Annotated in this window: 24 protein-coding genes and 1 tRNA gene; 15 read left to right on the plus strand and 10 right to left on the minus strand. The window is 61.1% G+C overall.

What is annotated here, in order from left to right; translation table 11 throughout:
- Positions 1–28: 28 nt before the first annotated feature.
- The 10 genes from ACEWPL_RS02225 (at position 29) to ACEWPL_RS02270 (ending at position 8,058) form a co-directional block, all read left to right on the plus strand.
- Positions 29–811 (plus strand): FkbM family methyltransferase, encoded by a 783-nt coding sequence (locus ACEWPL_RS02225; RefSeq protein WP_393934808.1) that lies wholly within the window; start codon positions 29–31, stop codon positions 809–811.
- On the plus strand, positions 808–1,407 hold the full coding sequence (locus tag ACEWPL_RS02230) for a hypothetical protein (RefSeq protein WP_393934807.1): 600 nt from the start codon (positions 808–810) through the stop codon (positions 1,405–1,407). Before ACEWPL_RS02225 ends, ACEWPL_RS02230 begins: the two co-directional genes overlap by 4 nt.
- A gap of 36 nt (positions 1,408–1,443) precedes the next feature.
- Complete coding sequence (gene sufC / locus ACEWPL_RS02235) at positions 1,444–2,199, plus strand: Fe-S cluster assembly ATPase SufC (protein ID WP_393934806.1); 756 nt, start codon at positions 1,444–1,446, stop codon at positions 2,197–2,199.
- Positions 2,199–3,485, plus strand: a complete 1,287-nt coding sequence (locus tag ACEWPL_RS02240) for a SufB/SufD family protein (protein ID WP_393934805.1) — start codon at positions 2,199–2,201, stop codon at positions 3,483–3,485. The genes sufC and ACEWPL_RS02240 overlap by 1 nt, the downstream gene beginning before the upstream one ends.
- On the plus strand, positions 3,485–3,970 hold the full coding sequence (locus tag ACEWPL_RS02245) for a YIP1 family protein (RefSeq protein ID WP_393934804.1): 486 nt from the start codon (positions 3,485–3,487) through the stop codon (positions 3,968–3,970). The genes ACEWPL_RS02240 and ACEWPL_RS02245 overlap by 1 nt, the downstream gene beginning before the upstream one ends.
- Positions 3,967–4,563, plus strand: a complete 597-nt coding sequence (locus ACEWPL_RS02250) for a Yip1 family protein (RefSeq protein ID WP_393934803.1) — start codon at positions 3,967–3,969, stop codon at positions 4,561–4,563. Before ACEWPL_RS02245 ends, ACEWPL_RS02250 begins: the two co-directional genes overlap by 4 nt.
- A complete protein-coding gene (locus ACEWPL_RS02255; protein ID WP_393934802.1) occupies positions 4,563–5,783 on the plus strand; it encodes a cysteine desulfurase in 1,221 nt (406 codons plus the stop codon). Before ACEWPL_RS02250 ends, ACEWPL_RS02255 begins: the two co-directional genes overlap by 1 nt.
- Positions 5,784–5,838: 55 nt before the next feature.
- Positions 5,839–5,915, plus strand: a tRNA-Arg gene (locus ACEWPL_RS02260).
- A 419-nt stretch (positions 5,916–6,334) separates the two neighbouring features.
- Positions 6,335–7,090 (plus strand): VPLPA-CTERM sorting domain-containing protein, encoded by a 756-nt coding sequence (locus ACEWPL_RS02265; RefSeq protein WP_393934801.1) that lies wholly within the window; start codon positions 6,335–6,337, stop codon positions 7,088–7,090.
- A gap of 158 nt (positions 7,091–7,248) precedes the next feature.
- The gene (locus ACEWPL_RS02270; protein WP_393934800.1) at positions 7,249–8,058 is read left to right on the plus strand and encodes a tetratricopeptide repeat protein; all 810 of its coding nucleotides are present in this window, start codon (positions 7,249–7,251) and stop codon (positions 8,056–8,058) included.
- A gap of 86 nt (positions 8,059–8,144) precedes the next feature.
- Here the strand turns inward: ACEWPL_RS02270 and ACEWPL_RS02275 are convergent, their stop codons facing one another.
- The 8 genes from ACEWPL_RS02275 to ACEWPL_RS02310 all read right to left on the minus strand — a co-directional run bounded on the left by ACEWPL_RS02275 (position 8,145) and on the right by ACEWPL_RS02310 (position 15,111).
- Entirely contained in the window at positions 8,145–8,807 is a 663-nt protein-coding gene (locus ACEWPL_RS02275; protein WP_393934799.1) for a hypothetical protein, read from the minus strand.
- Between the two features lie 94 nt (positions 8,808–8,901).
- Positions 8,902–9,201: a hypothetical protein gene (locus ACEWPL_RS02280; RefSeq protein ID WP_393934798.1), complete on the minus strand. Its 300-nt coding sequence runs from the start codon at positions 9,199–9,201 to the stop codon at positions 8,902–8,904.
- A 437-nt stretch (positions 9,202–9,638) separates the two neighbouring features.
- Positions 9,639–10,058 carry a DUF4168 domain-containing protein gene (locus ACEWPL_RS02285; protein ID WP_420744322.1) on the minus strand — a complete coding sequence of 140 codons (420 nt, stop codon included), beginning with the start codon at positions 10,056–10,058 and terminating at the stop codon, positions 9,639–9,641.
- 946 nt (positions 10,059–11,004) lie between these two features.
- Positions 11,005–11,292: a hypothetical protein gene (locus ACEWPL_RS02290; protein WP_393934796.1), complete on the minus strand. Its 288-nt coding sequence runs from the start codon at positions 11,290–11,292 to the stop codon at positions 11,005–11,007.
- 108 nt (positions 11,293–11,400) lie between these two features.
- Positions 11,401–11,571 (minus strand): helix-turn-helix transcriptional regulator, encoded by a 171-nt coding sequence (locus tag ACEWPL_RS02295; protein WP_393934795.1) that lies wholly within the window; start codon positions 11,569–11,571, stop codon positions 11,401–11,403.
- Between the two features lie 131 nt (positions 11,572–11,702).
- Positions 11,703–12,920: a tyrosine-type recombinase/integrase gene (locus tag ACEWPL_RS02300; protein ID WP_393934794.1), complete on the minus strand. Its 1,218-nt coding sequence runs from the start codon at positions 12,918–12,920 to the stop codon at positions 11,703–11,705.
- A gap of 186 nt (positions 12,921–13,106) precedes the next feature.
- Positions 13,107–13,511, minus strand: a complete 405-nt coding sequence (locus tag ACEWPL_RS02305; RefSeq protein WP_393934793.1) for a hypothetical protein — start codon at positions 13,509–13,511, stop codon at positions 13,107–13,109.
- Positions 13,512–13,716: 205 nt separating this feature from the next.
- Positions 13,717–15,111 (minus strand): M20/M25/M40 family metallo-hydrolase, encoded by a 1,395-nt coding sequence (locus ACEWPL_RS02310; protein ID WP_393934792.1) that lies wholly within the window; start codon positions 15,109–15,111, stop codon positions 13,717–13,719.
- A gap of 252 nt (positions 15,112–15,363) precedes the next feature.
- Here ACEWPL_RS02310 and hemA point away from each other — a divergent pair, with 252 nt between their 5' ends.
- The 3 genes from hemA (at position 15,364) to ispG (ending at position 19,194) form a co-directional block, all read left to right on the plus strand.
- A complete protein-coding gene (gene hemA / locus ACEWPL_RS02315) occupies positions 15,364–16,587 on the plus strand; it encodes a 5-aminolevulinate synthase (protein ID WP_393935374.1) in 1,224 nt (407 codons plus the stop codon).
- A 112-nt stretch (positions 16,588–16,699) separates the two neighbouring features.
- Positions 16,700–17,956, plus strand: a complete 1,257-nt coding sequence (locus ACEWPL_RS02320) for a helix-turn-helix domain-containing protein (RefSeq protein ID WP_393934791.1) — start codon at positions 16,700–16,702, stop codon at positions 17,954–17,956.
- A gap of 104 nt (positions 17,957–18,060) precedes the next feature.
- The gene (gene ispG / locus ACEWPL_RS02325) at positions 18,061–19,194 is read left to right on the plus strand and encodes a flavodoxin-dependent (E)-4-hydroxy-3-methylbut-2-enyl-diphosphate synthase (RefSeq protein ID WP_393934790.1); all 1,134 of its coding nucleotides are present in this window, start codon (positions 18,061–18,063) and stop codon (positions 19,192–19,194) included.
- A gap of 36 nt (positions 19,195–19,230) precedes the next feature.
- On the opposite strand, the gene ACEWPL_RS02330 is transcribed toward ispG, so the two are convergent.
- Together ACEWPL_RS02330 and ACEWPL_RS02335 are read right to left on the minus strand one after the other, a co-directional pair.
- The gene (locus ACEWPL_RS02330) at positions 19,231–20,055 is read right to left on the minus strand and encodes a DsbA family protein (protein ID WP_393934789.1); all 825 of its coding nucleotides are present in this window, start codon (positions 20,053–20,055) and stop codon (positions 19,231–19,233) included.
- 39 nt (positions 20,056–20,094) lie between these two features.
- Entirely contained in the window at positions 20,095–21,429 is a 1,335-nt protein-coding gene (locus ACEWPL_RS02335) for a M48 family metalloprotease (protein WP_393934788.1), read from the minus strand.
- Between the two features lie 190 nt (positions 21,430–21,619).
- On the opposite strand from ACEWPL_RS02335, the gene ACEWPL_RS02340 reads away from it, so the two are divergent.
- Entirely contained in the window at positions 21,620–22,840 is a 1,221-nt protein-coding gene (locus tag ACEWPL_RS02340; RefSeq protein WP_393934787.1) for an N-acetylmuramoyl-L-alanine amidase, read from the plus strand.
- 115 nt (positions 22,841–22,955) lie between these two features.
- Positions 22,956–25,472, plus strand: coding sequence for a penicillin-binding protein 1A (locus ACEWPL_RS02345; protein WP_393934786.1), 2,517 nt, complete (start codon positions 22,956–22,958; stop codon positions 25,470–25,472).
- The last annotated feature ends 51 nt before the right edge of the window (positions 25,473–25,523 follow it).

The raw sequence follows: 25,523 nt of genomic DNA on the forward strand, positions 1-25,523 counted from the left end.
ACATATCGCGCCTCGGCGGAGCGGCATGATGAGTGATGTCGTGCTGCCTCTGCCCGAGCTAACGGACGAGACGTATTTCGACGTCTCGGCTGCGCGTGATGCGCTGGCTTCCGGCGTGCCCGTGGCGTTTCCGCCCTTCGAAGTTATCCACGCGCCCGGTATGGGGCTCAGCCTTTGCCTCAACATGGCACGCGATCCGATCCAGAATGCGTGGCGGCGCGGCGAGTTCTTTGAGGTCGAAGAGTTGGAAGCGCTTGAGGCTCACATCAAAAGTGGCGCGCATATCATTGATATTGGGGCTAATGTTGGAAATCATGCGCTTTATTTCGCCACTCGTCTGCAGGCGGCGCGGGTCGTCGTGGTCGAGCCCAATCCACTGGCGCTGGCGCCCTTGATGGCGAACGTCCTTATCAATCGGCTGGAGGGCGTGATTGATATGGGGTTGCTGGGCGTTGGTCTGTCGGATGGCTCTGCCGGCGGCTTTGGAATGAAGCGGCACGATCGAAATCTGGGCGCGACCAAGATGGTCGAGGGCAAGGGCCATCTGGAGGTGCATGCGGGCGATGTCCTGCTGGGAGATGAGGTGCCTGATCTCATAAAGATCGACGTAGAGGGCATGGAAATCAAAGTACTTTCCGGAATGAAACAACTGATCTCGAGGCATCGCCCGGCGATTCTGATCGAGGTGGACGAGAAGAATGCGGATGCTTTCTCGGCTTGGTGTGATCACAATGCCTATGCAATCCGACATTCCGTCCGTCACAGCCGTAAGAACTGCAATTATCTGGTCTCTCCGGGGGGCAGGGCATGAGCGATACGCTGATCCAACGTCCGGAATTGACGCTGCCCGAAGCCGAGGCCGCCCGTTTGGCCGACGCCTATGCCACGGCCGATGTCATCCTTGAATACGGCAGCGGCGGGTCGACCGTTCTTGCCTCGGAATTGCTTGGCAAGCGGGTGTTTTCTGTCGAGAGCGACAAGGGCTGGGCCGAGATGATGCAGGAATGGCTGCTGCAAAATCCGCCCGCAGACGGCACACAGGTCGAGGTGATCTGGTCCAATGTGGGCGAGACAGGCGATTGGGGCCGGCCGGTGAACGACGAGGGCTGGCGGCATTACGCGGAGTATCCGCTGGCTGTCTGGCAGCGTAAGGATTTCGAGCAGCCCGATATGGTGCTGATCGACGGCCGGTTTCGGGCCGGCTGCGCCATGGCGACGGCGTTCTGCACCGCGCGGCCCGTGACGATGCTGGTCGACGATTACAGACGCCGCACCGGCTATCACGTGATCGAGGAATTTCTGGGCGCCCCACGCCTCATTGGCCGCATGGCCGAATTCGAGGTGGCCCCGATGGCAGTGCCGGCGGATCGCCTGCTGCCGATAATCAAGATGATGATGCGGCCCTGACGGGACCGCGAAAAGATAGAGATGAAAGGAAAAAAGATGCTTGAGATCAAGAACCTGCATGTCGACCTTGAGGAAGAGGACAAGACCATCCTCAAGGGAGTGGACCTGACCGTCGAGGCGGGCAAGGTGCATGCCATCATGGGGCCCAACGGCTCGGGTAAGTCGACGCTCAGCTACGTTCTGTCGGGCCGTGACGGCTATGAGGTGACCGAAGGTACGGCGACGCTGGAAGGTCAGGACATCCTCGACATGGAGCCCGAAGAGCGCGCGGCTGCTGGTCTTTTCCTGGCATTCCAATACCCGGTCGAGATCCCCGGGGTCGGAAACATGACCTTCATGCGCACCGCCCTCAACGCGCAGCGCAAGGCGCGCGGCGAAGAGGAAATGAGCGCGGCAGATTTCCTCAAGCTGATCCGCGCCAAGGCCAAGGAGCTGAAGATCGACGCCGAGATGCTCAAGCGCCCGGTCAATGTCGGTTTTTCCGGCGGTGAGAAAAAGCGCAATGAGATCCTGCAGATGGCGCTCCTGGAGCCCAAGATGTGCATCCTCGACGAGACGGATTCAGGCCTTGACGTGGATGCGATGAAGCTGGTCGCGGATGGCGTCAACGCGCTGCGCAGTGAAGGACGCGGCTTTCTTGTGATCACACATTATCAGCGCCTTCTGGACCACATCAAACCGGACGTCGTGCACATCATGTCGGATGGCCGCATCATCAAGACGGGCGGTCCCGAACTGGCGCAGGAAGTCGAAAAGAACGGCTATGCAGACATCCTGGCGGAGGTGGCGTAATGGCCCTTTCCAATCCGAAACAGACCGCAACCGACGCGCGGCTTGCCGCGCTGACGCTGCCCGACGGGGGCGGCTGGATCGCGGCCGCGCGCAAGGATGCGCTGGGACGGGTCCGCGCGATGGGCCTGCCGCAGCGGCGTGACGAGTACTGGAAGTTCACGCGCCCCGACACTCTGACGCAGGCCGAAGCGCCCAAGGCCGAGGCGTTTCACCCGGACGAGCGCGAGATTTTCGGCGATACGGACCGGATCAGGATCGTCTTTGTCGACGGCGTCTTTGACGCGAGCGCAAGCGATGATCTGACCGCCGAGGGCCTTTCCATCGAGCGGCTGGCCGATGCGGCCAAGACCGATATTCACTGGGCGCGCGATCTCTATGGCGTGCTTGAGGCGCGGGGCCAGTCCCCGGTCGAGCGGCCTCTGGCAACCCTGAACAGCGCCGCGGCACCGGACGGGGTGCTGATCCATGTCACTGGCAAGGCATCGAAGCCCGTGAACCTGATTTATCGCCATAATTCCGATACATCTGATGCGATGCTTCATCATGTTATCAGGCTGGATGCAGGCGCCGAAATGACGCTGCTCGAGAACGGGCCTGCCGCTGCGCGTTTCAACGACGTGCTGGAGGTCGAGATCGGCGATGGGGCAACGTTTCACCATGTGCGCACTCAGGGCCGTGATCACGAGCGGCGCGCGGCAACGCATCTTTTCGCGCAGCTGGGCACCGAGAGCGTGTTCAAATCCTTCACCATGACGGCGAATGGCGCGCTGACACGCAATGAATGCGTGATCGAGCTTCTGGGCGACGATGCCACCGCGCATGTCGCGGGCGCCTCTATGGGCGATGGGGATTTTCACGACGACGACACCGTGTTCGTCACCCATGACGCGCTGCGCTGCGAAAGCCGGCAGGTCTTCAAGAAGGTTCTGCGCAACGGCGCGACGGGGGTGTTCCAAGGCAAGATCCTCGTCAAGGAGGGCGCGCAAAAGACCGATGGCTATCAAATCAGCCAGTCGCTCTTGCTGGACGGTGACAGCCAGTTCCTCGCCAAGCCCGAGCTTGAGATCTATGCCGATGACGTCATCTGCTCGCACGGCTCGACCTCGGGCGCGATCGACGAGGATGCGATGTACTACCTGCGCGCGCGCGGCGTGCCAAAGGCCATCGCGACGGACCTGCTGACACTGGCCTTCCTGGCCGAAGCGGTGGACGAGATCGCCGACGAGGCGCTTCAGGATGAGATCAAGACCTTGCTGGAAGGCTGGTTGGAGCGGCGGCGCGGCTGATGGCGGTCACGCGCGACATCGCGGCCACGTATCGCGGCCCGCGGGCCGTGATGCGGCGCCTTCTGAAGATGGGCCAGCGCGAAGACCGCGCGCTGGCGATACTGATGGCGGGCTGCATCGTGATGTTCGTGGCGCAGTGGCCGCGCCTTGCGCGTGAGGCCTATATGACCGAACAGGAGCTGAACCCGCTTTTGGGGGGCGCGCTGTTGGCCTGGGCCTTTATCGCGCCCTTGATCCTTTACGTCATCGCGCTGATCAGTCATTGGATCGCCAAGCTGTTCGGGGGGCGCGGCACCGGATTTGGCGCACGTATGGCGCTGTTCTGGGCGCTATTGGCGGCCAGCCCGCTGGTGTTGTTGCACGGGCTCGTGGCCGGGTTCATTGGACCCGGGGCGGGGCTGACGGCGGTCGGGTTTATATGGTTTATCGCCTTCGCGATGTTCTGGCTAACGGGGCTGCGCGAGGCGGAATGGGGCAGGGCATGACCAGCGCGTTTGTAATCGATCTTTTCCGCCAGACCCTGACCGCGCCGCGCGCAGCGGCGGACCGTATCCTTGCGCTGGATCTGCCGCGCGACTGGCTGTGGATGGCGCTGGGATTGATGGCCGTGCTGCACGGCATCGTCTATTCGCTTGTCCTGCAGATGGGCGATCCGCAAGAGGCGGCGACCGCGCCGATGATGCCAGCGGCCCTGCAATCGCCCATGCTGTTTACCCTGTTCCTTCTGGGCGCGCTGATCCTGACGGTGCTGACGCTGACATGGGTCGGGCGGGCGTTGGGCGGAACGGGGCAGATGCGCCAGATTTTGGCGCTGATTGCTTGGATGCAAGTGCTGCGCCTTGCGGTTCAGATTGCCTTGGTGGTGCTGATGCTGGCGCTGCCTATAGCGGGGTTGATCCTGGTGGTCGTGGCGTCGATCTGGGGTCTTGTCATCCTTGTAGCGTTTGTCGACCGGGCGCATGAATTTGGAAATGTTTTCAAGGCGGCAGGTGTCATTATCCTTGGGTTTGTCGGGATGCTCGTTGGCCTGTCGATCATACTCGGCGTGCTGGGCGCGTCGGTCATGGGAGGGGCGTAATGCTCGATATCGAAAAGCTGCGCGGCGATTTTCCGATCCTGTCGCGCGAGGTGAATGGCAAGCCATTGGTTTATCTCGACAACGGGGCTTCGGCGCAGAAGCCGCAGGTCGTGATCGACGCGATCAATACTGCCTATTCCCATGAATATGCGAATGTCCACAGGGGCCTCCATTACCTCAGCAATCTTGCGACCGAAAAATACGAGGGGGTGCGGGGCATCATCGCGCGTTTTCTGGGTGTCGCGGATGAACGGCAGATCGTGCTGAATTCCGGCACGACGGAGGGGATCAACATGGTCGCTTATGGCTGGGCCATGCCCCGGTTCGAGCGGGGCGACGAGGTAGTGCTGAGCGTGATGGAGCATCATGCGAATATCGTACCGTGGCATTTTCTGCGCGAGCGGCAGGGCGCGGTGCTGAAATGGGTCGATACAGATGTGAATGGCGTTCTGGACGCGCAAAAGGTGATCGATGCCATCGGGCCGCGTACAAAAATGGTCGCGATTTCACATCTTTCCAATGTGTTGGGAACCAAGGTTGATGTGAAAACGATCTGCGCTGCCGCGCGGGCCAAAGGCGTGGCCGTGCTGGTCGATGGCAGTCAGGCGGCGGTGCACATGCCTGTCGATGTCGATGATCTGGGCTGCGATTTTTACGCAATTACGGGGCACAAGCTCTATGGCCCCTCCGGATCGGGCGCCATCTTTGTCCGAAGCGAGCGGATGGCCGAGATGCGGCCCTTCCTTGGCGGCGGCGACATGATCCGTGAGGTGACGAAGGAGAACGTCATCTATAACGACCCACCCATGAAATTCGAGGCCGGGACACCCGGCATCGTGCAAACCATCGGACTGGGCGCCGCGCTCAATTACATGATGGATCTCGGGATGGAGAATATCGCCGCCCATGAGAACCGGTTGCGCGACTATGCGGCCGAGCGTCTGGGTGGGCTGAACTGGCTTCAGGTTCAGGGCCATGCCCCTGACAAAGCGGCGATTTTCAGCTTTACCATGGACGGCGCCGGCCATCCACATGACATCTCGACCATTCTCGACAAGAAGGGCGTCGCTGTGCGCGCCGGTCAGCATTGCGCGGCGCCACTGATGGATCACATGGGCGTGGCTGCGACCTGCCGCGCGTCCTTTGGCGTCTATAACACAGAGGCCGAGGTCGACGCGCTGATCGACGCGCTGGAGCTGTGCCACGATCTCTTCGCGTGAGCGTCGGGAATTATCCGTTGCGAGGGCCGAGCTGCGCCGCTATACGGCCCCTCAGGCACCCATAGCTCAGCTGGATAGAGCGCTGCCCTCCGAAGGCAGAGGCCATAGGTTCGAATCCTATTGGGTGCACCACTTAAAGTCATATTAAGTATAAATAACAGATACTTAATGGGTAACCTTTCGATTTAATCCCCCTTGTAGTCCACCTATTCAGCGGCGGTCGTTTGCGGTTTGCGGCCATCTCTTCATTGAACCGGAAAGCCCAATTCACAGTCATGTTTACCGTTAAGATAAATGGCGCCGTTGCTTGTGCATTGGAGCAAGCGTTTCAATTCGACTTATAGCACTCGGGTCAGATCCGTTGGCACCGGAACCAACGCACGGCTCCATCAAATGGCTTGATCGAGGCGCAAAACGGCGGCACTCTCTCCCGGTGAGCGCTTTACTTTGGCAACACTAGTGATTGCTACGCAATCAGGCGTCAACGGCAAACGGACGGCATTCTACTTGGGTAATGTCGGTTGAGGCATGTGGGGTGGGGGAATCTTGTGATGAATAAAAGAATTTTAAGTGTGGCGCTGGCAACTTTTTGTTTGGCTCCATTTGTGGCGAATGCAACAACTCTAACTTATGAGAGTGGAGGCTTTGAAAACTTTCAAATCCCTCTTTCAGACAGCACTACGCCAAACGTCTTCCTGGACAGTCCTGGAATTACGGGTTGGGTGGAGTTCGACAGCAGCCTTGACGAAAAATTGGGAAAAGAAGGCTTTAAGGCAAATATTCCATATCAAGAAGTTTCAGTCGTTGATTATCGATTTTCGAACGGCTGGAGCACACTCACGCCAAGTAATACGATTTTCGACCTTGCTCGAATTTCCACTGATGAATTTGGCGACCTAAAATACTGGGTTTTTCAAGTTTCATTTAACTATCATTATGAGACGGGTCCGGGCGCCAAGATTTCTAGCCTGAGCCTTCAACGATATATCGCGGGCGCTGGAGCGCTGGTCGATAATTACCAAACGAAGGCTCGGCTATGCGGGGGAAGTTCAGACCCGGATAACTGTGGGTACGGTGGGCTTATAGAACCATACGGGTTTCTTCATTATGCCTACACAGTCGACGGTTCGCAAAACTGGACGGTAGCCCAATCGTCACTGCCCGGTTGTGAAGCCAGCGGTGGTCGTCCGCCAAAATGCGACGGTATTTCGCCAGTTCCCCTTCCGGCGACGTTTCCTCTCCTTGGAGCTGGCTTAGCCGGTCTTGGCTTCGTCGGTCGACGTCGCAGGAAAGACAAAGCTGCCTAGATGCGGGCCTTGGGTCATGTAGATGAACCCGCGTTCCTCATACTCATTACCAGCCGTTGATAGGCCGCGTGGTGCATATGCTTGGGCCTGCCTTGGTTGTGTAAGCGGTTCCAATGATGCAATTTTGGATTTTACCCTTACTGGTCAGAGGTTGATTGATGCTCCGGGTTTTATCTATCGCGCTTATCGCAATAGTGCTTTCAGGCTTTTCTGCACGCGCCGCAGATTTTCAAGTGGGCTTAAATGCCTATGACGCGGGGAACTTCAAGACAGCTTTCACTGAATGGTTGGCTCTGGCCGAGCAAGGCAATGCCAGCGCGCAGTACAATATCGGAATGATGTATGACAGTGGCGAAGGTGTGCCAAAGGACGCCATCGAGGCTGTGCGGTGGCTTCGCATGGCTGCTGAGCAAGGCAATGCCAGCGCCCAGAACAACCTCGGCGTCATGTACTATGATGGCGAAGGTGTTTTGAAGGACGACTCCGAAGCTGCGCGTTTGTTTCGCTTGGCTGCCGAGCAAGGCGATGCCGACGCCCAGCGCAGCCTCGGCGTCATGTATGACAGAGGCGAAGGTGTGCCAAAGGACGCCGTTGAAGCTTTGCGGTGGTATCGCATGGCTGCCGAGCAGGGCAGCGCCCATGCCCAGAACAACCTCGGCATAAAGTATGGCACTGGCGAAGGTGTGCTAAAGGATGACGCCGAAGCTGTGCGGTGGTATCGTATGGCCGCCGAGCAGGGCAATACTGCCGCCCAGAACAATCTTGCTATTATGTACGCGGGGGGCAGAGGCGCGCTGAAAGACATGACTTCGGCGCATATGTGGTGGAATATAGCTGGCGCCAATGGCTCCGGGGTTGCGCAGACGAACCGAGACATAGCTGAAAGTCAAATGACGTCTGAGGAAATCTTTGAAGCGACACGGCGGGCAAGAGTTTGTATGTCTTCAGGTTACAGCGACTGTGATTGAGGCTTGTTTTTGCGTCTTTTCACTTGGCTCTTACACTCATAAAGTAAGCGAAGCACTACCGGCTCCCAGTCCAGAGTGCGCGCTTCCTACACTTGCTCAATGCCGATGGCATTTTCGAAATACAGCTCACGCTCCTCTACGCTGAGAAGACCCGCAAATCGGCTAAGGAAGAGACCGTCGGCTTGGCTTTCATCGCGCTCTATCTGCTCACAGTGTCGAGCGTAGGTCCGGTGCCACATCCCCTTTGGTTTTGGAGCAACCCAACTTGCCGTGCCAGGTTCGCCGCCCAGCGCCATACGAGTTTTGTTCGCCCGCCGTAGAGCGCGGTCATAGCGGGCCTCTGACTGGCTCGTGTAGCTGATGTTGTAGCAATGACGGCAGAGGAAATAGCGCCCACCTGCGAATAGCTTGCCAACGCGCCGACCGCAGTGCAGCCCGTTGATGACGCCCGGACAGATGAAATAGGGGCGTGTATTGCCGTAGTTGCAATTGACGTGGGTGATGCGGATGGCTTCGGTTACAGGCTCCCAGTCGCCCCCATACTGGCGCACACGGTAGTTAAGGAGCAGTCGCCCTTCTTCTGACTTGTATCCTATTCGCCCAACTTCTTCGCCATCGCGGGACCAAACCCAGCTACCCTGCCTGCCGGGACGTAGACAACCTTCACGGTGAAAGCGGTTAACATCGAGTGAACGGCACGTCTCCGCCTTTTGCCTGTAGCTTGGCCGTCCTGAGCCGTAGCCGCCCATGAGATTCCTCCTCATATTTTTCCGAAATCATTAGGCGAATTCTAACACCTGCATCCAATGGGTGCCGTAAAAATAGATCTCTTTCAGATAGTTGTCACGGTACGCACATTTCCGCTTCCATTTCGCGAAATCGCTCCGGCAAGGTGCGGCGAAAAAGATAAAGAGGAATGGGGGCATCAGAATGCAGCTGTTCTTGCGGATTGATGGCGGGAGCAGACTTTTCTAAAGGGACAAGCCAAATTGCTTCTAGCAGCAGCGTATCTGGCTCTTGCGCCTCTGCTAAATCCTCAATCCGCCTGTGAATGTGCGGAAAGCGGGTCACCTGTCGTGGCTCAAGAGCTCGACGGAACGCTTTTTCCTCAGGCTCCGGTTTTGCAAACAGCTTGGCAAACATCGGCGTTTTCCCGCATCCAACTGATCCACCTTCGACGCTAGATGTTGTGTCGCTTTACTTCAAGCATACAACTTGAGATGCCTACGCCATGCGCTTCTGCGGCAACAGAACGAAACATCTCTTCCACCGCTCTCGAAGCACGACTGTGCGCGCCCTCTGAACGTCCTGCCTATGGCTAGATGTATATATGTCCGGGTTTTTGTGACGCGCCTCCGCTGATTTCGGGCTTTTGCGTCACAGAAAACAGGACGGTTCACGCTCTCAACCCCGGCTTTTGCCAACAAGCGTCCTCATTTTTGTGCCTGCCATGCACAATATTTGTGCGGGGGTTGTGAAATTGCATGAATGTTTTTCGAGCGGGCCACTGGCCCCGCGCGGCAGCTGCTTTCTTGCGGCTGCCGCGCAATGCTTACGACCTATTTATGTCTGAATAGTAGTCATCCCGCATTTTCGATCTGCATTTTCTGTATACGCTGCGCTATCCTCTGATTCAGATCCTCGTCCGTTGCTGCGGCGCGATTGATCGCGAGGTAGTCTTCAACTGTGATATCGTCGCTCTGCTCGATGGCGGCGCGCATTTCCGCGTCGGCTTGTTTCAGCAGTTCCTGCTGGTCGCCCTGATCTTCGACACCCTCCATCCTTTGAGAATAATCCTCTTGGATTTTGCGTATTTCAACAGCAGTATTGGCAAATGCATCAATCTGCGCGTCTGCGAAGCTGCGGGACTGCGAATCTTCTTGCGCTTGGGTAGTTTGCGGCGCAGTTGGTGCATCTTGCGCAACGACAAACGTTGCTGGTGCTGCTGCAAGTGTTGCTGCGAGAGTAGCGGCAGTAAGATTGCGAAGCGTAAACATCATTGATCCTTTCGGTATTGCCTTTCAGCTCAAAGCACGTTGATCGCGCTCCGATGAAGTTCAGCTAAGCGCCCGCTCCCGAACCGTCAAAACGGCCAGCGAGAACTTGCCTTCTGATAATGTATTTTGCGCGGCATCTCGCTGCCTCAGTCGCCACCCATAGCCCAGCAGGATATCGCTCAGAGAATCTGCGCCCGATTGGATATTGCGTTTCGCGGCTTAGAAAATGAAAGTCGGTGCTCTAGACTTCAACACTACTCAACAGGCGCTTCTTTATTACGACGCCTCCGAACTGCTATTGCTCTGTTGACTTTGAACCGCATAAAAGTCTTTCGGGCGGGCCGACCGTCTGGTGTGGCTTCCTCTGCCAATCCCCAAACCGACGCGCGCCCTATACCAGACGGCCCGAGGTGCGGGCCTTGGGTCATGTAAATGAACCCGCGTTCCTCTAGCTCTTTGAACCACGGGCCAACCGTGTTGCGATGCACGTTCAGCGCCGCAGCCGCGTGCCTGTGGCTGAGAAAAATTGTGCCGTTGTTCGTGCCATTGAAGCGCCGCTTCAGTTCGATGTAGAGCGCACGGGGGCCAGGAGGCAGGGTTGCCCATGCCTCGGATGCCTGCAGCCATTCGGGAAGCTGGACGAACCGCCCAGCCCCCCTTTTTTTCCGTTTGTATATCGAGCCAGTCATCAGCGCCTGCCTTGCGCCAGACAGGCCAACCAAACGCGAATTGCCGTTGCTTGGCTAGGGCAGCCGCCCAAGGATACCCAGACGGCCTCTGCGGCCCCCTCGGCACCCTTGCGGGCCATGATGTGCCACTTGCCATTGTGGTGGGACAGGCGGGTTTGCGAGTCAGTCATGGGCGGCCCCATAGTGAAGAACCGCGACAAGGCGGGCTTGGGTTTCGGTCAGGCCGAAGAGACGGCGCAAGCGGCGGATACGGGCGGCGGTCATTGTGCGGCCTCGCCATCGCCCAGCGTGCGGGCGGATCTGGGAAAGCGCAGTTCGGCGCGGTCTATCGCTGCTTTCAGCGAATAGTGTGCGACGTTTTGAGGGCCGCGATACTCTGTTTGGATCGGCCACCCGTAGTCGTGGCGAAGGCGATGAATGATTGCGCCAAGCCGCCAGCCGCGCACTTCGCGGATTTCGGTCTTGTGGCTAATCGTCCGCCCGTCCAGCAGCGCTTTGCAGGTCCAGAAAACTTGGCTGTCGCTGGAATAGAAATTGTCGTGTTTCATGGGGTCTTGCCTTTCCTTGAAAAAGAAAGGCGCTGGGCGTATGTCTGAGGTGTTGAAGTCCAGACGGCACCCCCAGCGCCTGCGGTATCCGCAAGTGCGGGGGTGTTTTCAGTTCCGGGCCTCGGTCAAGGCAGCGTCAATATCGGCCTCAATCCAGTAGAGGCGGGCGCCGAATTTGATCGGCTGGGGCAAGCGACCCGCCTCGATATCGCGATAGACCGACGAGCGGCTGCGACCGCCGATCTTTGACTGGAGGTCGCTAAAACACAGATATTTCATAATGGTGCACCTAGATAGTTAAAGGGTGCCCCCCATAGTTCACAGATTCGCTCGCGGCGCAAAAGGTATATCCCTGTGGATAAGCGGCGCGCGCGGCCATGCACTAAATCTGGCTTCTCGTTAAACCGCAATCAACATGTTGTGCTTGAAGGTCCAATTTTCGCTATACTCTCGACATTGCACTGTGCTTTGTTTGCAATCAAACTTCCCCACCGCTCCATCAGCGCCCGCCGTTGCTCTAAGAAATCCGTGCGCCGATAGGCCCGCTCAACGGCCCCACCCGTCACATGCCCAAGGCAGGTTTCGGCCACTTCCTGAGGCGTATTCGTCGCCTCTGCCGTCCAATCACGAAAAGAGGACCGGAAGCCATGCGGGCGCTCTCTCAGCCCGCGGCGGTCCATCAGGGCAGTCATGGTCATGTCGGATATCACGCCGCGCTTCATGCCAGGAAGCAGGAACCCGTCGCGCGCGAATTTGCGGGCTTCTGCGATGACGCTTTGTGCCTCTGCCGATAGCGGCACACGAAAATCGCTTGTCGCGCCCAGACGGCCTTTCATTGCGGCGGCGGGGATAGTCCAAACATCGCCGTCGATCTGGTCAACGTGCATGAACCGCAACGGATAGGACCGCACCGCCGTCAGAATAAGCAGTCGCAGTGCCAATTCCGTGATGCTACCGCCGTCCAGAGATTGATAGAACGCGGGCACGTCGCGCCAGTTCATTGCTGGCACGTTCTGCACGGTGTGCCGTTGCTTGCCCAGCAGCGCCTTGGCCTTGTCCGTCGCCTGTAGATCCACATCCAGCCCTAGCGCCGCCGCGTGGCGCATGACGATGCTGAGGCGGTTCATCGCCTTGCGCGCAGTATCGGCCTTGCTGTGCCAGATCGGGGCCAACGTGTCGCGGATATCCTTTTGGTCGATATCGGCCACGGGCACCTTGCCCAGTTTTGGCAGGACATGCAGTTCAAGAGGTGAAAACCAGCGGCCCGCCTTGCCATCGCCTTTCAGTTCAGCCCTGCGGCTGTTGAAGGCGTCCAGCGCGATATCGGCCAGCATATGAATGTTGCGCGCAGCCTCGCGCCGCTGGCGGTCGCGCTCCTTGATCGGGTCCAGACCTTTCCGCGCCACGGCTCGCCACTGATCGGCCACCTCGCGCGCCTCTTTCAGTGAGCGGTCAGGATAGGCCCCAAGGCCCATTTCGCGCCGCCTGCCATGCGTGGTGACGCGCAGCACCCATTGCGCGCCGCCATCCTCGCGCTTGACGAGCCATAGCCCGCCGCCATCCGCGTGCTTGCCGACGCTGGCGGTTTTGACGGCAGATGCGCTCAAACGGTTTAAGGCACGGCCCATTTCCTATCCCCCTCTTAATCCCCCTCAACATATGGTATAGTATGGGGCATTGTGAAGCGTGGTGGAACGGGTAATTCTATAAATGAGCCTATTTTATTGAGGGGTCGGTGTTTCGCGGTGCATCAAGATATATGAATTGGACGCCTATTGGGTGCACCATATTCATCCTGAATGCTGATATATATTTCAGGCCCAGGGCCTTGACGTCTCATCGTTTATGCCGTGCGACCAACTGCTGATCGGAGGTGTGGCGCATGCACTCGATCCGGCCATGCTTCGATCGGCTGTCGTCGCATCCATTTCGCGAAATCGTTCGGGCAGGGTCCGGCGCAAGAGATCGACGGGTATCGGCGCATCAGAATGCAAATGATCCAGCGGGTTGCTGACGATGGCGGCCGCTGCCGCAGGCGCGATTGTTTCCACAGGGCGTGACTGCGCAACCTCCGGCGACTGCGTACCCGGTTCTGACGTCATGTCCGGATAGTCAAATCGCGTGTGATTGTTCGTGAAGCGCGTCAAATGCCGTGGCTCAAAGGTTCGGCGGAATACCTTTTCCGTAGGCTCTGGTTTCTTGAAAAGCTTGGCAAACATCAGTGATTTTCCCCAATTTTACCTAGCATGCTTCGTAGAGGTCCAACCCTGCCGCCCAAGTGAGGCATTCTAGTGGCCAGACTGGAACAATTTCGAGACTGCTCGGCAATTACGCGGGAATGCGTGCAGGGATGCGCGCCTTCGTGCCCGGCGCTTCGGATGCTGTCTTCGCGGTGGTGCAACCGGCAAAAAGGCGCGAGGGCGCTCAGCGGCCTGTTCGTGTCATCGCATCGAGGATCCGTGCCCAGCTGCGCGTGCCCTTGTGAAAGCTCTCCATGTCATATTTCTCGTTCGGCGAGTGAATCGCGTCGTCATCCTTGCCAAAGCCGATCAGCATGGCTGTCATCCCCAAAATCTCGCCGAAATGCCCCGCGATGGGGATCGAGCCCCCACAGCCGACATAGGCAGCTTCCTCGGGCCACTCGTCGGACAGCGCGGCGCGCGCGGCTTCGAAGGCGGGGTCCGAGATGTCCATGATCCCTGCGCGGCTGTTGCCATGTCCGATGAATTCGGCGCTGCAATCGGCGGGCAGGGCGGCGCGCACATGGGCGCGGAACGCACCGCGGATAAGGTCCGGGTCCTGACCCTCGACCAGGCGAAAGCTGATCTTGGCGCTGGCCTGGCTGGGCAGCACCGTCTTGAACCCGTCGCCGGTATAGCCGCCCCAGATGCCGTTCACCTCGGCGGTGGGGCGCGACCAGATCATTTCCAGCGGCATGCGCCCTTCTTCGCCTGCGGGCTGACTGAGGCCGACATTGCCCAGAAAGCGCGCGTGATCGAAGCCGAGCCCCTCCCATTGCGCGCGCACCTCAGGCGAGAGGTCCGGGATGTTGTCGTAAAAGCCGGGCAGGGTGACGCGGCCCGTCTCGTCATGGAGACCTGCAAGGGTAGAGGCCAGCACGCGGATCGGATTGGCCGCGATGCCGCCGAAGAACCCGGAATGCAGGTCCTTGTCAGGCCCCGTGATCGTGACCTCCTCGCTGACCATCCCGCGCAGCATGGTGACGATGGCGGGCGTTTTCGACTGGAAAAGGCCGGTGTCGCAGATCAGCGCGATATCGGCGCGCAGCTCATCGGCGTTTTCCTGCATGAAGGGAACCAGCGAGGGCGAGCCTGATTCTTCTTCGCCCTCGAAGAAGAAGGTGATGCGGCAGGGCAGGGTGCCGTTGACCTCTTGCCACGCGCGGCACGCCTCGACGAATGTCATGAGCTGGCCCTTGTCATCGCTGGTGCCGCGCCCGCGAATGACCTCGCCCTTGGGCGTCTGCTCGACCTTCGGATCGAATGGATCGCGCGTCCAGAGGGGCAGCGGGTCGACCGGCTGCACGTCGTAATGGCCGTAGAAAAGCAGGTGCGGCGCGCCGCCGGGCGCGTCCTCGCCCGCATGGCCAACGACCATGGGATGCTTGGGCGTCGTGCGCTTTTCCGCCTTGATACCAATGCTTTGCAGGTCGGCAACCAGCCAGTCGGCCGCATCCTGGCAGGCATCCGCGTAGGCCGGGTCGGTGGAAATCGACGGGATGCGCAGGAAGTCCAGCAGGCGGTTCGTCGCGTCCGGCATCTGGGCATCGATACGGGTAAGAACATCGTTCAGGGACATGGGCTGTGACCTCGCTTGGCTGGCATTGGCGCGACCCTATCAGGACGCGCCCGGCTGTCCAGCGAGAGGGTGGAAAAGGTGCGTTTATTGATATGGGTCAACATCCTGCAGCGCGGCGTTTTGTACCCTGTTGCAACGAAATACCGGTGGCTATATCACTGGCATACCCCAGGCGCTGCGCTTCGGTGCAGCCTGCCACGGCCGATACGCCGCACGGCAAGACCCAGGAAAGGATCCCCCTTGGATCAGCCCATCGACTATACCGCCAAGCTGGATGAGGCCTTGGGCCGTCTGCACGAAGAAGGGCGCTACCGCACCTTTATCGATATCGAGCGTCAGCGTGGCCAGTTTCCGCACGCCACATGGACGCGCCCAGACGGAACCGAGCGGGATATCACCGTCTGGTGCGGCAATGACTATCTGGGCATGGGGCAAAACTCCGAAGTGCTGGCCGCCATGCATGAGGCGATCGATGCGACCGGCGCGGGATCGGGCGGCACGCGCAACATCTCGGGCACGACCGTCTATCACAAGCGGCTGGAGGCCGAGTTGGCCGATCTGCATGGCAAGGAAGCGGCTCTGCTCTTTACCTCGGCCTATATCGCCAATGACGCGACGCTTTCGACCCTGCCCAAGCTGTTTCCAGGGCTGATCATCTATTCCGACGCGCTGAACCACGCCTCGATGATCGAGGGCGTGCGCCGCAATGGCGGGGCCAAGCGTGTTTTCCGCCATAATGACGTCGCGCATCTGCGCGAGCTGATGGCCGCTGATGATCCTGCCGCGCCCAAGCTGGTGGCGTTTGAATCCGTCTATTCGATGGACGGTGATTTCGGCCCGATCGAGGCCATCTGCGATGCGGCGGACGAGTTTGGCGCGCTGACCTATATCGACGAGGTTCACGCGGTCGGCATGTATGGCCCTCGAGGCGGCGGCGTGACCGAGCGGGACCGCCTCGCCCACAGGATCGACATCATCAATGGCACACTGGCCAAGGCCTATGGCGTGATGGGCGGCTATATCGCGGCGTCTGCGCGGATGTGCGACGCGGTGCGCAGCTATGCGCCCGGTTTTATATTTACCACGTCGCTGGCGCCCGCCGTCGCGGCCGGGGCGGCGGCGAGTGTCGCGTTTCTCAAACGTGATCAGTCGCTGCGCGAACGGCATCAGACGCAGGCCAAGATCCTCAAGCTGCGGCTCAAAGGGCTGGGTCTGCCGCTGATCGACCATGGCAGCCACATCATCCCGGTGATCGTGGGCGATCCCAAGCATACCAAGAAACTTAGTGACATGCTGCTGGATCAGCACGGAATTTACGTGCAGCCCATCAACTTCCCCACCGTGCCGCGCGGGACCGAGCGTTTGCGCTTTACGCCCTCGCCGGTGCATGGCCCGAAAGAGATGGATCACCTTGTTTCCGCAATGGATTCGCTCTGGAGCCAATGTGCGCTGAATCGCGCCGAGATGAGTGCGTGAACGCGTAAAAGGTGCAAAGGCTCTTGCGCTGTGCTAGCTTGCCTGAAAACAAAGGGCACGGTCGAATCGGGACATTCGATCCAAGGCTTCCGAGCATTGAGGGGCAGTTTGCATGATTTTGCGCCGGTTTTCGCGAAAGACCACGGTTGAAGAGACTGAGCCGCGTGGCTTTGACTCGTTCGATTTGCGACTGGGCGATCTCATGCGCGGCGAACGGGCCACCATGGGCAAGTCGCTGCTCGATGTCGAGCGTGAGTTGCGCATCAAGGCCAGCTATGTCGCCGCCATCGAAAACGCCAATCCCGACGCCTTCGACACCCCCGGTTTCATCCCCGGCTATGTGCGCTCCTATGCGCGCTACCTGAACATGGACCCTGACCGGGCCTTTGCCACCTTTTGCGCGGAAAGCGGATTTTCTATAGCACATGGCATGTCCGCCGCGGCCTCGTCCGTGCGGCGCAGCGATACGCCCACGCCGCGGACGATGGGCCGGGGCGATGCGCGCCTGACCGCGCCCAGCACGCCTTTTATCCCCGCCAGTGAGAGCATCTTTTCCCGGATCGAGCCGGGCGCCATCGGATCGGTCGCGGTCCTTGTCGCCCTGATCGGCGCCATCGGTTATGGCGGGTGGAGCGTTCTGAACGAAGTTCAGCGCGTGCAGGTCGCCCCGGTCGAGAATACGCCCGATGTACTTGCCGATCTTGATCCGCTGGCCGGTGTGAAGCGGCGCGCGCCGCAAGCCGACGATACAGATGCTCAGGACGTTGCGTCGGGCGCTGGCATGACCGCGCCCGAGGGCGATACGCTGGACCGGCTATATCGGCCCGAGGCGCTGGATGTGCCCGTGCTGGTCGCCCGTGACGGCCCCATTTCGACGCTCGACCCGATGCAGGGCGGCACGCTGCCCGGCGTGTCGGTAGCCTCGGTCGAGCCCTCCGCCGAGGTTGAGCCGACCGCCATCGATGCCGCCATCGCGTCCATTATCAGCCCGCAGGTTGTGGCCGATGCGCCCACCGGTGTGCAGATGGTAGCTGTGCGCCCGGCTTGGGTGCGTGTGCGCTCGGCCGATGGCACGGTGATCTTCGAGGGCGTCATGAATGGCGGCGATACCTATGACGTGCCTCTGACCGAGGTGCCCCCAACCCTTCGGATAGGCGAATCGGGTGCGATCTACTTCAAGGTGGCTGGGGAGCATTACGGTCCCGCTGGCCCGCGCGGCGCGGTGACGTCCAGCATGGCCCTGGCACCGTCGGACCTGACCGACACGCTGGAAGTCGCTGACTTGGCGCAGGATTCCGATCTGGAGCGCTACGTGGCCGAGCTGAGCGAAGAGCTGAGCCTGCCGCCCGCACCGCCAGCGGGCGAGTAGGCGCGCCCTGCGACCTTGGCGATTGAAGCCGAGCCGCGTTCGTCCTATCTGACATCATGGATACAGACCGGCGATCATCTTCGCCGGAGGAAGGACTGCCGCCCATGTCGCTGAACCCCATTCGCCCCTGGCGCAACATCGAACGCCGCCAGAGCCGCCAGATCCATGTGGGCAACGTGCCCGTGGGGGGCGGCGCGCCGATTTCGGTCCAGACCATGACCAACACCGCGACCACGGATGTGGCCGGAACCGTGGCGCAGATTCAGGCCGCGGCGGATGCGGGCGCGGATATCGTGCGCGTGTCGGTCCCGGATGAGGCATCGTCCAAGGCGCTGCGCGAAATCGTCCGCGAAAGCCCGGTGCCCATCGTCGCGGATATCCATTTTCACTACAAGCGCGGCATCGAGGCCGCCGAGGCGGGCGCCGCCTGCCTGCGGATCAATCCCGGCAATATCGGCAGCCCCGAGCGCGTGCGCGATGTGATCCAGGCCGCGCGGGATCACGGCTGCTCGATCCGTATCGGCGTCAACGCGGGCAGTCTTGAGCGGCACCTGCTGGAGAAATACGGCGAGCCGTGCCCCGATGCGATGGTCGAAAGCGGGCTGGAGCACATCCGCATTTTGCAGGACAACGACTTTCACGAGTTCAAGATCAGCGTGAAGGCGTCGGACGTTTTCATGGCCGCAGCGGCCTATCATCAACTGGCCGAGGCGACGGACGCGCCCATTCACCTTGGCATCACCGAGGCGGGCGGGCTGATCAGCGGCACGGTGAAATCGGCCATCGGCATGGGCAATCTTCTCTGGGCCGGGATCGGTGACACGATCCGCGTGAGCCTCTCGGCCGATCCGGTCGAAGAGGTCAAGATGGGCTTTGAAATTCTGAAATCACTGGGCCTGCGGCATCGCGGCGTCAACATCATCAGTTGCCCTAGCTGTGCGCGCCAGGGCTTTGATGTGATTAAGACGGTCGAGGCGCTGGAGCAGCGGCTGGAACATATCAAGACGCCCATGAGCCTGTCGATCATCGGCTGCGTGGTGAACGGGCCGGGCGAGGCACTGATGACCGATGTCGGCTTTACCGGCGGCGGGGCCGGATCCGGCATGGTCTATCTGGCAGGCAAGCAGAGCCACAAGCTGAGCAACGAGCAGATGATCGACCATATCGTCGAGCAGGTTGAGAAGCGTGCCGCCGAGATCGAGGCGGGTGCCGCCAAAGAGGTTGCCGCCGCCGAATAGGCTGCGCCGCCCGCCACAGGTGCGGGCAGCGCTATCTTAGCCGCGAATGTCTTCGACGATTTCCTGCATGCCTTGCAGCGGGACATATCCGCGCACGATTTGGTCCTGCATGATGAAGGACGGCGTGCCCGAGATCTGCAGCGCCTGGCCAAGCGCGCGGTTCTCGTCGATCACCTGGCTGACCGCGTCATCATCCATATGCGCGACGATGGCCTCGGCATCCAGATCCAGCGCCTCGGCCAGCTCGGTCAGGGCCGGAACCACCATGTCGCCCTTGTAGGTCATCATCGCGTCGTGAAGCGCCTTGTACGCCTCGTCGCCCAGCTGCTGCTTGGCCGCAATGGCAAAGCGGGCGGCGATGGTTGATTGCTCGCCCAGAATGGGGAATTCCTTGACGATGAAGCGGATATTGCCATCGCTGGCGATCAGCTCCTCGACCTCGGGAAAGGCGCGGCGACAATAGCCGCAGCGGTAATCGGTGAATTCGACAATTGTCACATCGCCCTCGGGATTGCCGCCGACGAACGATTGCGGATCGTTGAAGAGGGCGCTCGAATACTCCTCGATCAGGTCGGCATCGTTGGCGCTTTGCAGCTCCTGCTGGCGCTGCTCCATCACGGCGGCCGCCTCGAAGATGACCTCGGGGTTCTGCATGAGGTAAGCGCGCACGCGCTCGCCGAAGGCGGCATCATCCAGTTGCGCGGTGGCATCTGCGGGCGCCGGGGCGGGGGCGGAGGCAGCCTGGCTGACCTCTTCGGGCGCGGGTGTAGGCTCGGGGGTGTCGTCCGGCACGATCAGCGCGGTCAGCGCGGCCCCGGCGACGATCACGCCGACCCCGGTCAGAATGGCGGTGCGGTTCATCGGCATGTTCTCCGTTTGATGACTGTTTCAGCGGCGCGGTCAGCGCCGGGCGATCTTGGCGGCAGAAAGCACATCTTGGGCGCGTTGCCAACCACCCGAGCCATTGGGCAAGAGGCCCGAGGCGCGTTTGGCGTGGATTTCGGCGTCGTCCAGCCGACCGGTCATGGCATAGCGCTCGGCGGTGACCAGCGATGCCATGCCGTTCTGCCCGGACTTGGCATAGGCGACGGCCAGATCGCGCATCACGCGCGCATCGCGCCCATCGCGCGAACGGGCCTTTTCCAGCACCTGCAGCGCCTTGGCATATTGTCCCTGCGCCACCAGCGCCCGCCCGTAGGAGCCAAGGATCAGCGGATGGTCAGGCGTCAGGTTCACGGCGGTGGCATAGGCGTTGGTGGCGGCGCCGAACTGGCGGCTTTCCATCAGGATCTGGCCCCGCAATTCGTGGTAGAAAGGGTCATTTGGCCGCGCGGCGATGGCGCGGTCCATTGCGGCGATGGATTTTTGCAGGTTCGACTGTCGGTGCCATGCAACGGCGGTCCGCATCTGCCCGACATCGGCAAAGCCCGACTCCTCGGCGCGGTTGATCGTCCAATTCGGGCTGCGCTGAAAGGCCGAGAGTTTGCCCTTGGCCCGCGCGAACCAATAGAGATCGGCGTTGGACGGCGGCGTCTTGCCCTCATAGGCGGCGGTCAGACGCTGCAGCACGCGCACCCGGTCAGCGGACATGGGATGCGTGCGGGCATAAGGGTCCTGACGCGCGGCAGAGAGCGCCTCTTGCCCGCGAAAGATATCCATGACCTTGACCGCGCCCGACGGGTCGCGCCCGGCGCGGACCATGTAGCGCACGCTGGCGCTGTCGGCGCTGCTCTCTTCGGCGCGGGTATGGGCAAAGAAGAGGCGCGCGGCGGTGCCCTGCGCGCCCGCCGCGATCCCCGCAGCCGCCGCAGCGTTGCCTGAAACCGCCCCGGCCGCTGCGGCCAGTGCCATGCCAAGACCTGCCGCCGTGCGCGCGTTGCGCATGTTCTGCGGGCGACGCACGAGATGGCCGTTGGCGATATGCGCGGCCTCATGCGCGATCACCGATTGCAGCATCTGCGGCGTCTCCATCTTCAGGATCAGGCCCGAATGGACAAAGATCGTATCGCGGTCCACGACGAAGGCGTTCAGCGTGCGATCGTCGATCACCAGGACATCAGTGCGCCCCGGATTGAGGCCAGCGGCCTGCAGGATGGGTGCGGCCAATTGCTCCAGCGCATATTCGATATCCGGATCGCGCAGCAGGGTGACGGCGTGCGCAGGCTGGGTCACGGTGGCGATGATCAGGGCCAGCGCAAGCGTGATGCAGGCCGGGAAAGTGCGAAGCTGGCGCATTGACGGACCTTGGTGTTATCGGTGAAAAGGACGCAAGATGTGGGGGGCAGTCTAGGGACAAAGCCCGCCGCGCTTCAAGCCCTGCAGAGGTCGCTCCGCTGATCGTGATGGGCTGGGCGGGCCCCGGCATGGGTGATAGACTGACCGAAACAGCGCCTTGAGGCAGGCGCATGACATGGACCTTGCGAGCATGAAGACCTGGATCCTTGCGCTGGCCATCGCCCTGACGGGCGCGGGGCTGAGCGCGCAGCAGAGCGACTTCGGTGCGTTGGCGCGGCTCGATCCCGCGTCCAGCACCATCACGGGTGCGCGCGGCGAGATCCGCGTCGATCTGGCGCTGAGCCAAGGGGTGCCGTTCCGCATCTTCAGCCTGGATGCGCCGCCGCGCATCGTCGTCGATTTCCGCGAGGTCGACTGGGCCGGCACGCTTGGACCCGAACTGGTGCAGACGGATCTGGTCACGTCCGCCCGTGTCGGCGGGTTTCGCCCCGGCTGGTCGCGCATGGTGCTGGAACTGTCTGGCCCCTTCGCCTTGGCGCAGGCGTCGCTGACCGGTGATGTCAACGGCGCAGGGGCAATCCTAAATCTTCTGCTAGAGAGGACGACCGCTGACGCTTTTGCCGCAGGGGCGGGCGTGCCGAACCAGCCGGGGTGGGACCTGCCCCAGCCGGCCGATCTGGGCGCCGTCCCCGCGCCGCGCGGCGATGGCACGCTGGTCATCGTTCTGGATCCGGGCCATGGGGGCATTGATCCGGGTGCCGCCGAGGGCGAGACGATGGAAAAGGACGTCATGCTGGCCTTCGCGCGCGAGCTCAAGGAAGCCTTGCTGCGCCGGGGCGATGTCAGCGTCGTCATGACGCGGGAGGATGACAGCTTTGTCTCGCTTGAGCGGCGGGTGGCAATCGCCCATGCGGCGGATGCGGATCTCTTCCTGTCGCTGCACGCGGATTCGCTGGGCGAGGGCGGCGCGCGCGGCGCGACCATCTACAAGCTGGGCGCCGATGCCAGCGATGCTGCCAGCGCCGCGTTGGCCGAGCGGCATGACCGCGCCGACATGCTGGCCGGGCTGGACTTGAGCGGGACGGATGACGTGGTAGCCGATGTGCTGATGGACCTTGCCCGGATGGAGACGCAGCCGCGCGTCGACCTTTTGGCGCGCGCTCTTTTGATCGGGCTGGAGGAAGGCGCGCTGTCGGTCAATTCCAAGCCGATCCGCACGGCCAGCTTTTCCGTCCTGAAATCGCCCGACATTCCATCGGTCCTGCTGGAGGTCGGATTTCTGTCGAACGGGCGGGATCTGAACAACCTGATCGATCCCGAATGGCGCCAGCGTATGGCGCAGGCCGTCGCGGACGGTATCGGTGCGTGGATGATTGCGGATGCGGCCAATGCCGATCTGGTCCGGCAGTGAACGCCCTTCCCGAACCCCATGCGCGGATACCGGCGCAGCGATGGCGCGCTTGTGTTTTGACGTGGGGCGCAGCGGCGCCTATATGGGCGGGACTTCCGTCTGAGAAAGGCCGCGCGTGCTTCGACATATCCTGACATTCTTCGGCTCGATCTTCAGCCTCATCACGATGGGCATCATGATGATCGCGCTCAGCATCGGCGCGATCTTCTATATCTATGGCCGGGATCTGCCGTCGCATCAGAGCCTTGCGAATTACACGCCGCCCACGATCAGCCGCATCTTCTCGGGCGAGGGGCGCATCATCGACGAATTCAGCCGCGAGCGGCGCCTCTATACTCCCGCCGAGGAAATCCCGACGCTGGTCAAGGAGGCCTTCATCTCGGCGGAGGACAAGAACTTCTATACACATGGCGGCTATGATGCCCGCGGCATCGCCGCCGCCGTGATCGAGGCGGTCCAGACGCGCGGCAAACGGGTGCGCGGCGCGTCCACCATTCCACAGCAGGTGGTCAAGAACTTCCTTCTGTCGGGCGACCGCAAGATCGAGCGCAAGATCAAGGAAATCATACTCGCCACCCGCATCGAGGAAGCGCTGACAAAGGAAAAGATCCTCGAGCTTTACCTCAACGAGATTTTCCTGGGTCAGAACAGCTATGGCGTGGCTGCTGCCGCGCAGACCTATTTCAACAAGACGCTGGGCGAGCTGGCCCCGCATGAGGTGGCCGTGCTGGCCTCCATGCCCGCCGAGCCCAGCAATTTTCATCCCGTGCGCAACAGGGACAGGCTGCTGGCGCGCCGCGACTACGTGCTGCGCGAGATGCAGCAGAACGGCTATATCTCCAAGGCCGTCTACGAAGAAGAGATCGCGCAACCGCTGCGCAGCGTGCAGAATGGCGACTTCGAGCCGTTCTCGGCCGACCTGCCGCCGCGCGACTACTTCACCGACGAGATCCGCCGCCAGCTGAGCCGCGATTTCGGCGAGGGCGAATTCTTCTCTGGCGGCTATACCGTGCGCGCCACGATCGATCCTGAAATGCAGGTCGAGGCTGCGCTGGCGCTGCAGAACAAGTTGGAGGAATACGACCGCAATCTAGGCCGCTGGCGCGGCACCGGCAAATCGATCCCCGATGAGGCGCTAGAGAGCGAGGAGGCATGGCGCGAGGCGTTGGCGGAGGTCGATGTTGCGCGCGATGTCCAGTTGGACAGCCAGTGGTATCCCGCTGTGATCCTCGGGATCGAGGACCAGCAGATGCGCATCGGCATCGAGGGCGTCGAGCAAACCGAGGCCGAGCCGCAGGTCATTCCGCGTGACGATATCGGCTGGCTGCCCAAGAATTTTCAGGAGACGTTCAAGGTAGGGCAAGTGGTGCATGTGCGCCGCATGACCGAGGATGGCGTATTTGTCCGCTGGACGTTGCGGCAAGTGCCGCAGGTGCAGGGCGGTTTCATGGCGATGGACGTCAACACGGGCCGGGTGATCGCGATGCAGGGCGGGTTCAGCTATCAGAACTCGGTCTTCAACCGTGCGACACAGGCCAAGCGTCAACCCGGCTCCAGCTTCAAGCCCTTCGTTTATGCCGCCGCGCTCGATAGCGGCTATTCTCCCGCGACCATCGTGGTCGATGCGCCCATCGAAGTGAACACTCCGCAGGGCCTTTGGCGGCCGCGCAACTCGTCCAACAAGTATTACGGGCCAACCCCGCTGCGCACAGGCATCGAGCAGTCGCGGAACCTGATGACGGTGCGCCTTGCGCAGGAGGTGGGCATGGATACCGTCGCCAGCTATGCCGAGCGGTTTGGCGTCTATGACGACATGGGCCCGTTTCTGGCCAATGCGCTCGGGTCCGAGGAATCGACCGTCTACAAGATGGTCGCTGCCTATGCGATGTTCGCCAATGGCGGCGAGCGGGTGGAGCCGACGCTGGTCGACCGAGTGCAGGATCGCTATGGGCGCACTGTCTATCGCCACGATCCGCGCGTCTGCGCCGATTGCGATGACCCCTCCATTACGCCGGGGCGCGGCCCGCGCATTGTGTCGAACCGCGAGCGGGTGATCGACGCCGTCACGGCCTATCAGCTGACCTCGATGATGCAGGGCGTGGTGCAGCGTGGCACGGCGGCGGGCAATGTCGATCTGTCAGTGCCCGTGGCGGGCAAGACCGGTACAACCAACGACGCGCGCGACGTGTGGTTCATCGGCTTTACCAGCAATATCGTGGCGGGCTGCTATATCGGCTATGACCAGCCGCGCAGCTTGGGCCGCGGTGCCTATGGTGCGGGGATGTGCGGCCCGGTCTTTACCCAATTCATGCGCAAGGCGACGGCGAAATACGGCGGTGGTGAATTCGAAGTGCCGCCGGGCGGCTATTTCATCAAGATCGACCGGTTTACCGGCGCGCGCCTGCCGGACAGTGCCTCGGGACCCAACGTGGTGGCGGAGTATTTCCGCGAGGGCGAGGATCCGATGTTCGGCCTGGCCTTCGATGGCGGCTTTGCGATGGGCACCGATCTGGACCTCTTCCGGGAGGGTGAGAGCGAGAGCGTGCGCGACGTGACCACCTCCAGCGGCCAGACCGGCCAAGTTGGTGAGAAAGCAACCTTTGGCTCGATGAGTTCGGGCGGCCTCTACTAGGCAAGCCATCCGATAGGCAGGGGCAAGCCGCCATGGCTTGCCCGTTCCGGC

It is taken from the genome of Roseovarius roseus (assembly GCF_043355935.2).
In the GTDB taxonomy this organism is placed as follows: domain Bacteria; phylum Pseudomonadota; class Alphaproteobacteria; order Rhodobacterales; family Rhodobacteraceae; genus Roseovarius; species Roseovarius roseus.

What these genes read in the sequence shown, in the direction of transcription:
- ispG (WP_393934790.1), top strand. Translation starts at nt 18,061, where the DNA reads ATGTCGCTGAACCCCATTCGCCCCTGGCGCAACATCGAACGCCGCCAG.
- ACEWPL_RS02300 (WP_393934794.1), bottom strand. Translation starts at nt 12,920, where the DNA reads ATGGGCCGTGCCTTAAACCGTTTGAGCGCATCTGCCGTCAAAACCGCC.
- ACEWPL_RS02255 (WP_393934802.1), top strand. Translation starts at nt 4,563, where the DNA reads ATGCTCGATATCGAAAAGCTGCGCGGCGATTTTCCGATCCTGTCGCGC.
- ACEWPL_RS02270 (WP_393934800.1), top strand. Translation starts at nt 7,249, where the DNA reads ATGCTCCGGGTTTTATCTATCGCGCTTATCGCAATAGTGCTTTCAGGC.
- ACEWPL_RS02280 (WP_393934798.1), bottom strand. Translation starts at nt 9,201, where the DNA reads ATGTTTGCCAAGCTGTTTGCAAAACCGGAGCCTGAGGAAAAAGCGTTC.
- ACEWPL_RS02285 (WP_420744322.1), bottom strand. Translation starts at nt 10,058, where the DNA reads ATGATGTTTACGCTTCGCAATCTTACTGCCGCTACTCTCGCAGCAACA.
- ACEWPL_RS02225 (WP_393934808.1), top strand. Translation starts at nt 29, where the DNA reads ATGAGTGATGTCGTGCTGCCTCTGCCCGAGCTAACGGACGAGACGTAT.
- ACEWPL_RS02245 (WP_393934804.1), top strand. Translation starts at nt 3,485, where the DNA reads ATGGCGGTCACGCGCGACATCGCGGCCACGTATCGCGGCCCGCGGGCC.
- sufC (WP_393934806.1), top strand. Translation starts at nt 1,444, where the DNA reads ATGCTTGAGATCAAGAACCTGCATGTCGACCTTGAGGAAGAGGACAAG.
- ACEWPL_RS02305 (WP_393934793.1), bottom strand. Translation starts at nt 13,511, where the DNA reads ATGTTTGCCAAGCTTTTCAAGAAACCAGAGCCTACGGAAAAGGTATTC.
- ACEWPL_RS02320 (WP_393934791.1), top strand. Translation starts at nt 16,700, where the DNA reads ATGATTTTGCGCCGGTTTTCGCGAAAGACCACGGTTGAAGAGACTGAG.
- ACEWPL_RS02230 (WP_393934807.1), top strand. Translation starts at nt 808, where the DNA reads ATGAGCGATACGCTGATCCAACGTCCGGAATTGACGCTGCCCGAAGCC.
- ACEWPL_RS02340 (WP_393934787.1), top strand. Translation starts at nt 21,620, where the DNA reads ATGAAGACCTGGATCCTTGCGCTGGCCATCGCCCTGACGGGCGCGGGG.
- ACEWPL_RS02330 (WP_393934789.1), bottom strand. Translation starts at nt 20,055, where the DNA reads ATGAACCGCACCGCCATTCTGACCGGGGTCGGCGTGATCGTCGCCGGG.
- ACEWPL_RS02290 (WP_393934796.1), bottom strand. Translation starts at nt 11,292, where the DNA reads ATGAAACACGACAATTTCTATTCCAGCGACAGCCAAGTTTTCTGGACC.
- ACEWPL_RS02295 (WP_393934795.1), bottom strand. Translation starts at nt 11,571, where the DNA reads ATGAAATATCTGTGTTTTAGCGACCTCCAGTCAAAGATCGGCGGTCGC.
- ACEWPL_RS02310 (WP_393934792.1), bottom strand. Translation starts at nt 15,111, where the DNA reads ATGTCCCTGAACGATGTTCTTACCCGTATCGATGCCCAGATGCCGGAC.
- ACEWPL_RS02275 (WP_393934799.1), bottom strand. Translation starts at nt 8,807, where the DNA reads ATGGGCGGCTACGGCTCAGGACGGCCAAGCTACAGGCAAAAGGCGGAG.
- ACEWPL_RS02250 (WP_393934803.1), top strand. Translation starts at nt 3,967, where the DNA reads ATGACCAGCGCGTTTGTAATCGATCTTTTCCGCCAGACCCTGACCGCG.
- ACEWPL_RS02240 (WP_393934805.1), top strand. Translation starts at nt 2,199, where the DNA reads ATGGCCCTTTCCAATCCGAAACAGACCGCAACCGACGCGCGGCTTGCC.
- ACEWPL_RS02335 (WP_393934788.1), bottom strand. Translation starts at nt 21,429, where the DNA reads ATGCGCCAGCTTCGCACTTTCCCGGCCTGCATCACGCTTGCGCTGGCC.
- ACEWPL_RS02265 (WP_393934801.1), top strand. Translation starts at nt 6,335, where the DNA reads ATGAATAAAAGAATTTTAAGTGTGGCGCTGGCAACTTTTTGTTTGGCT.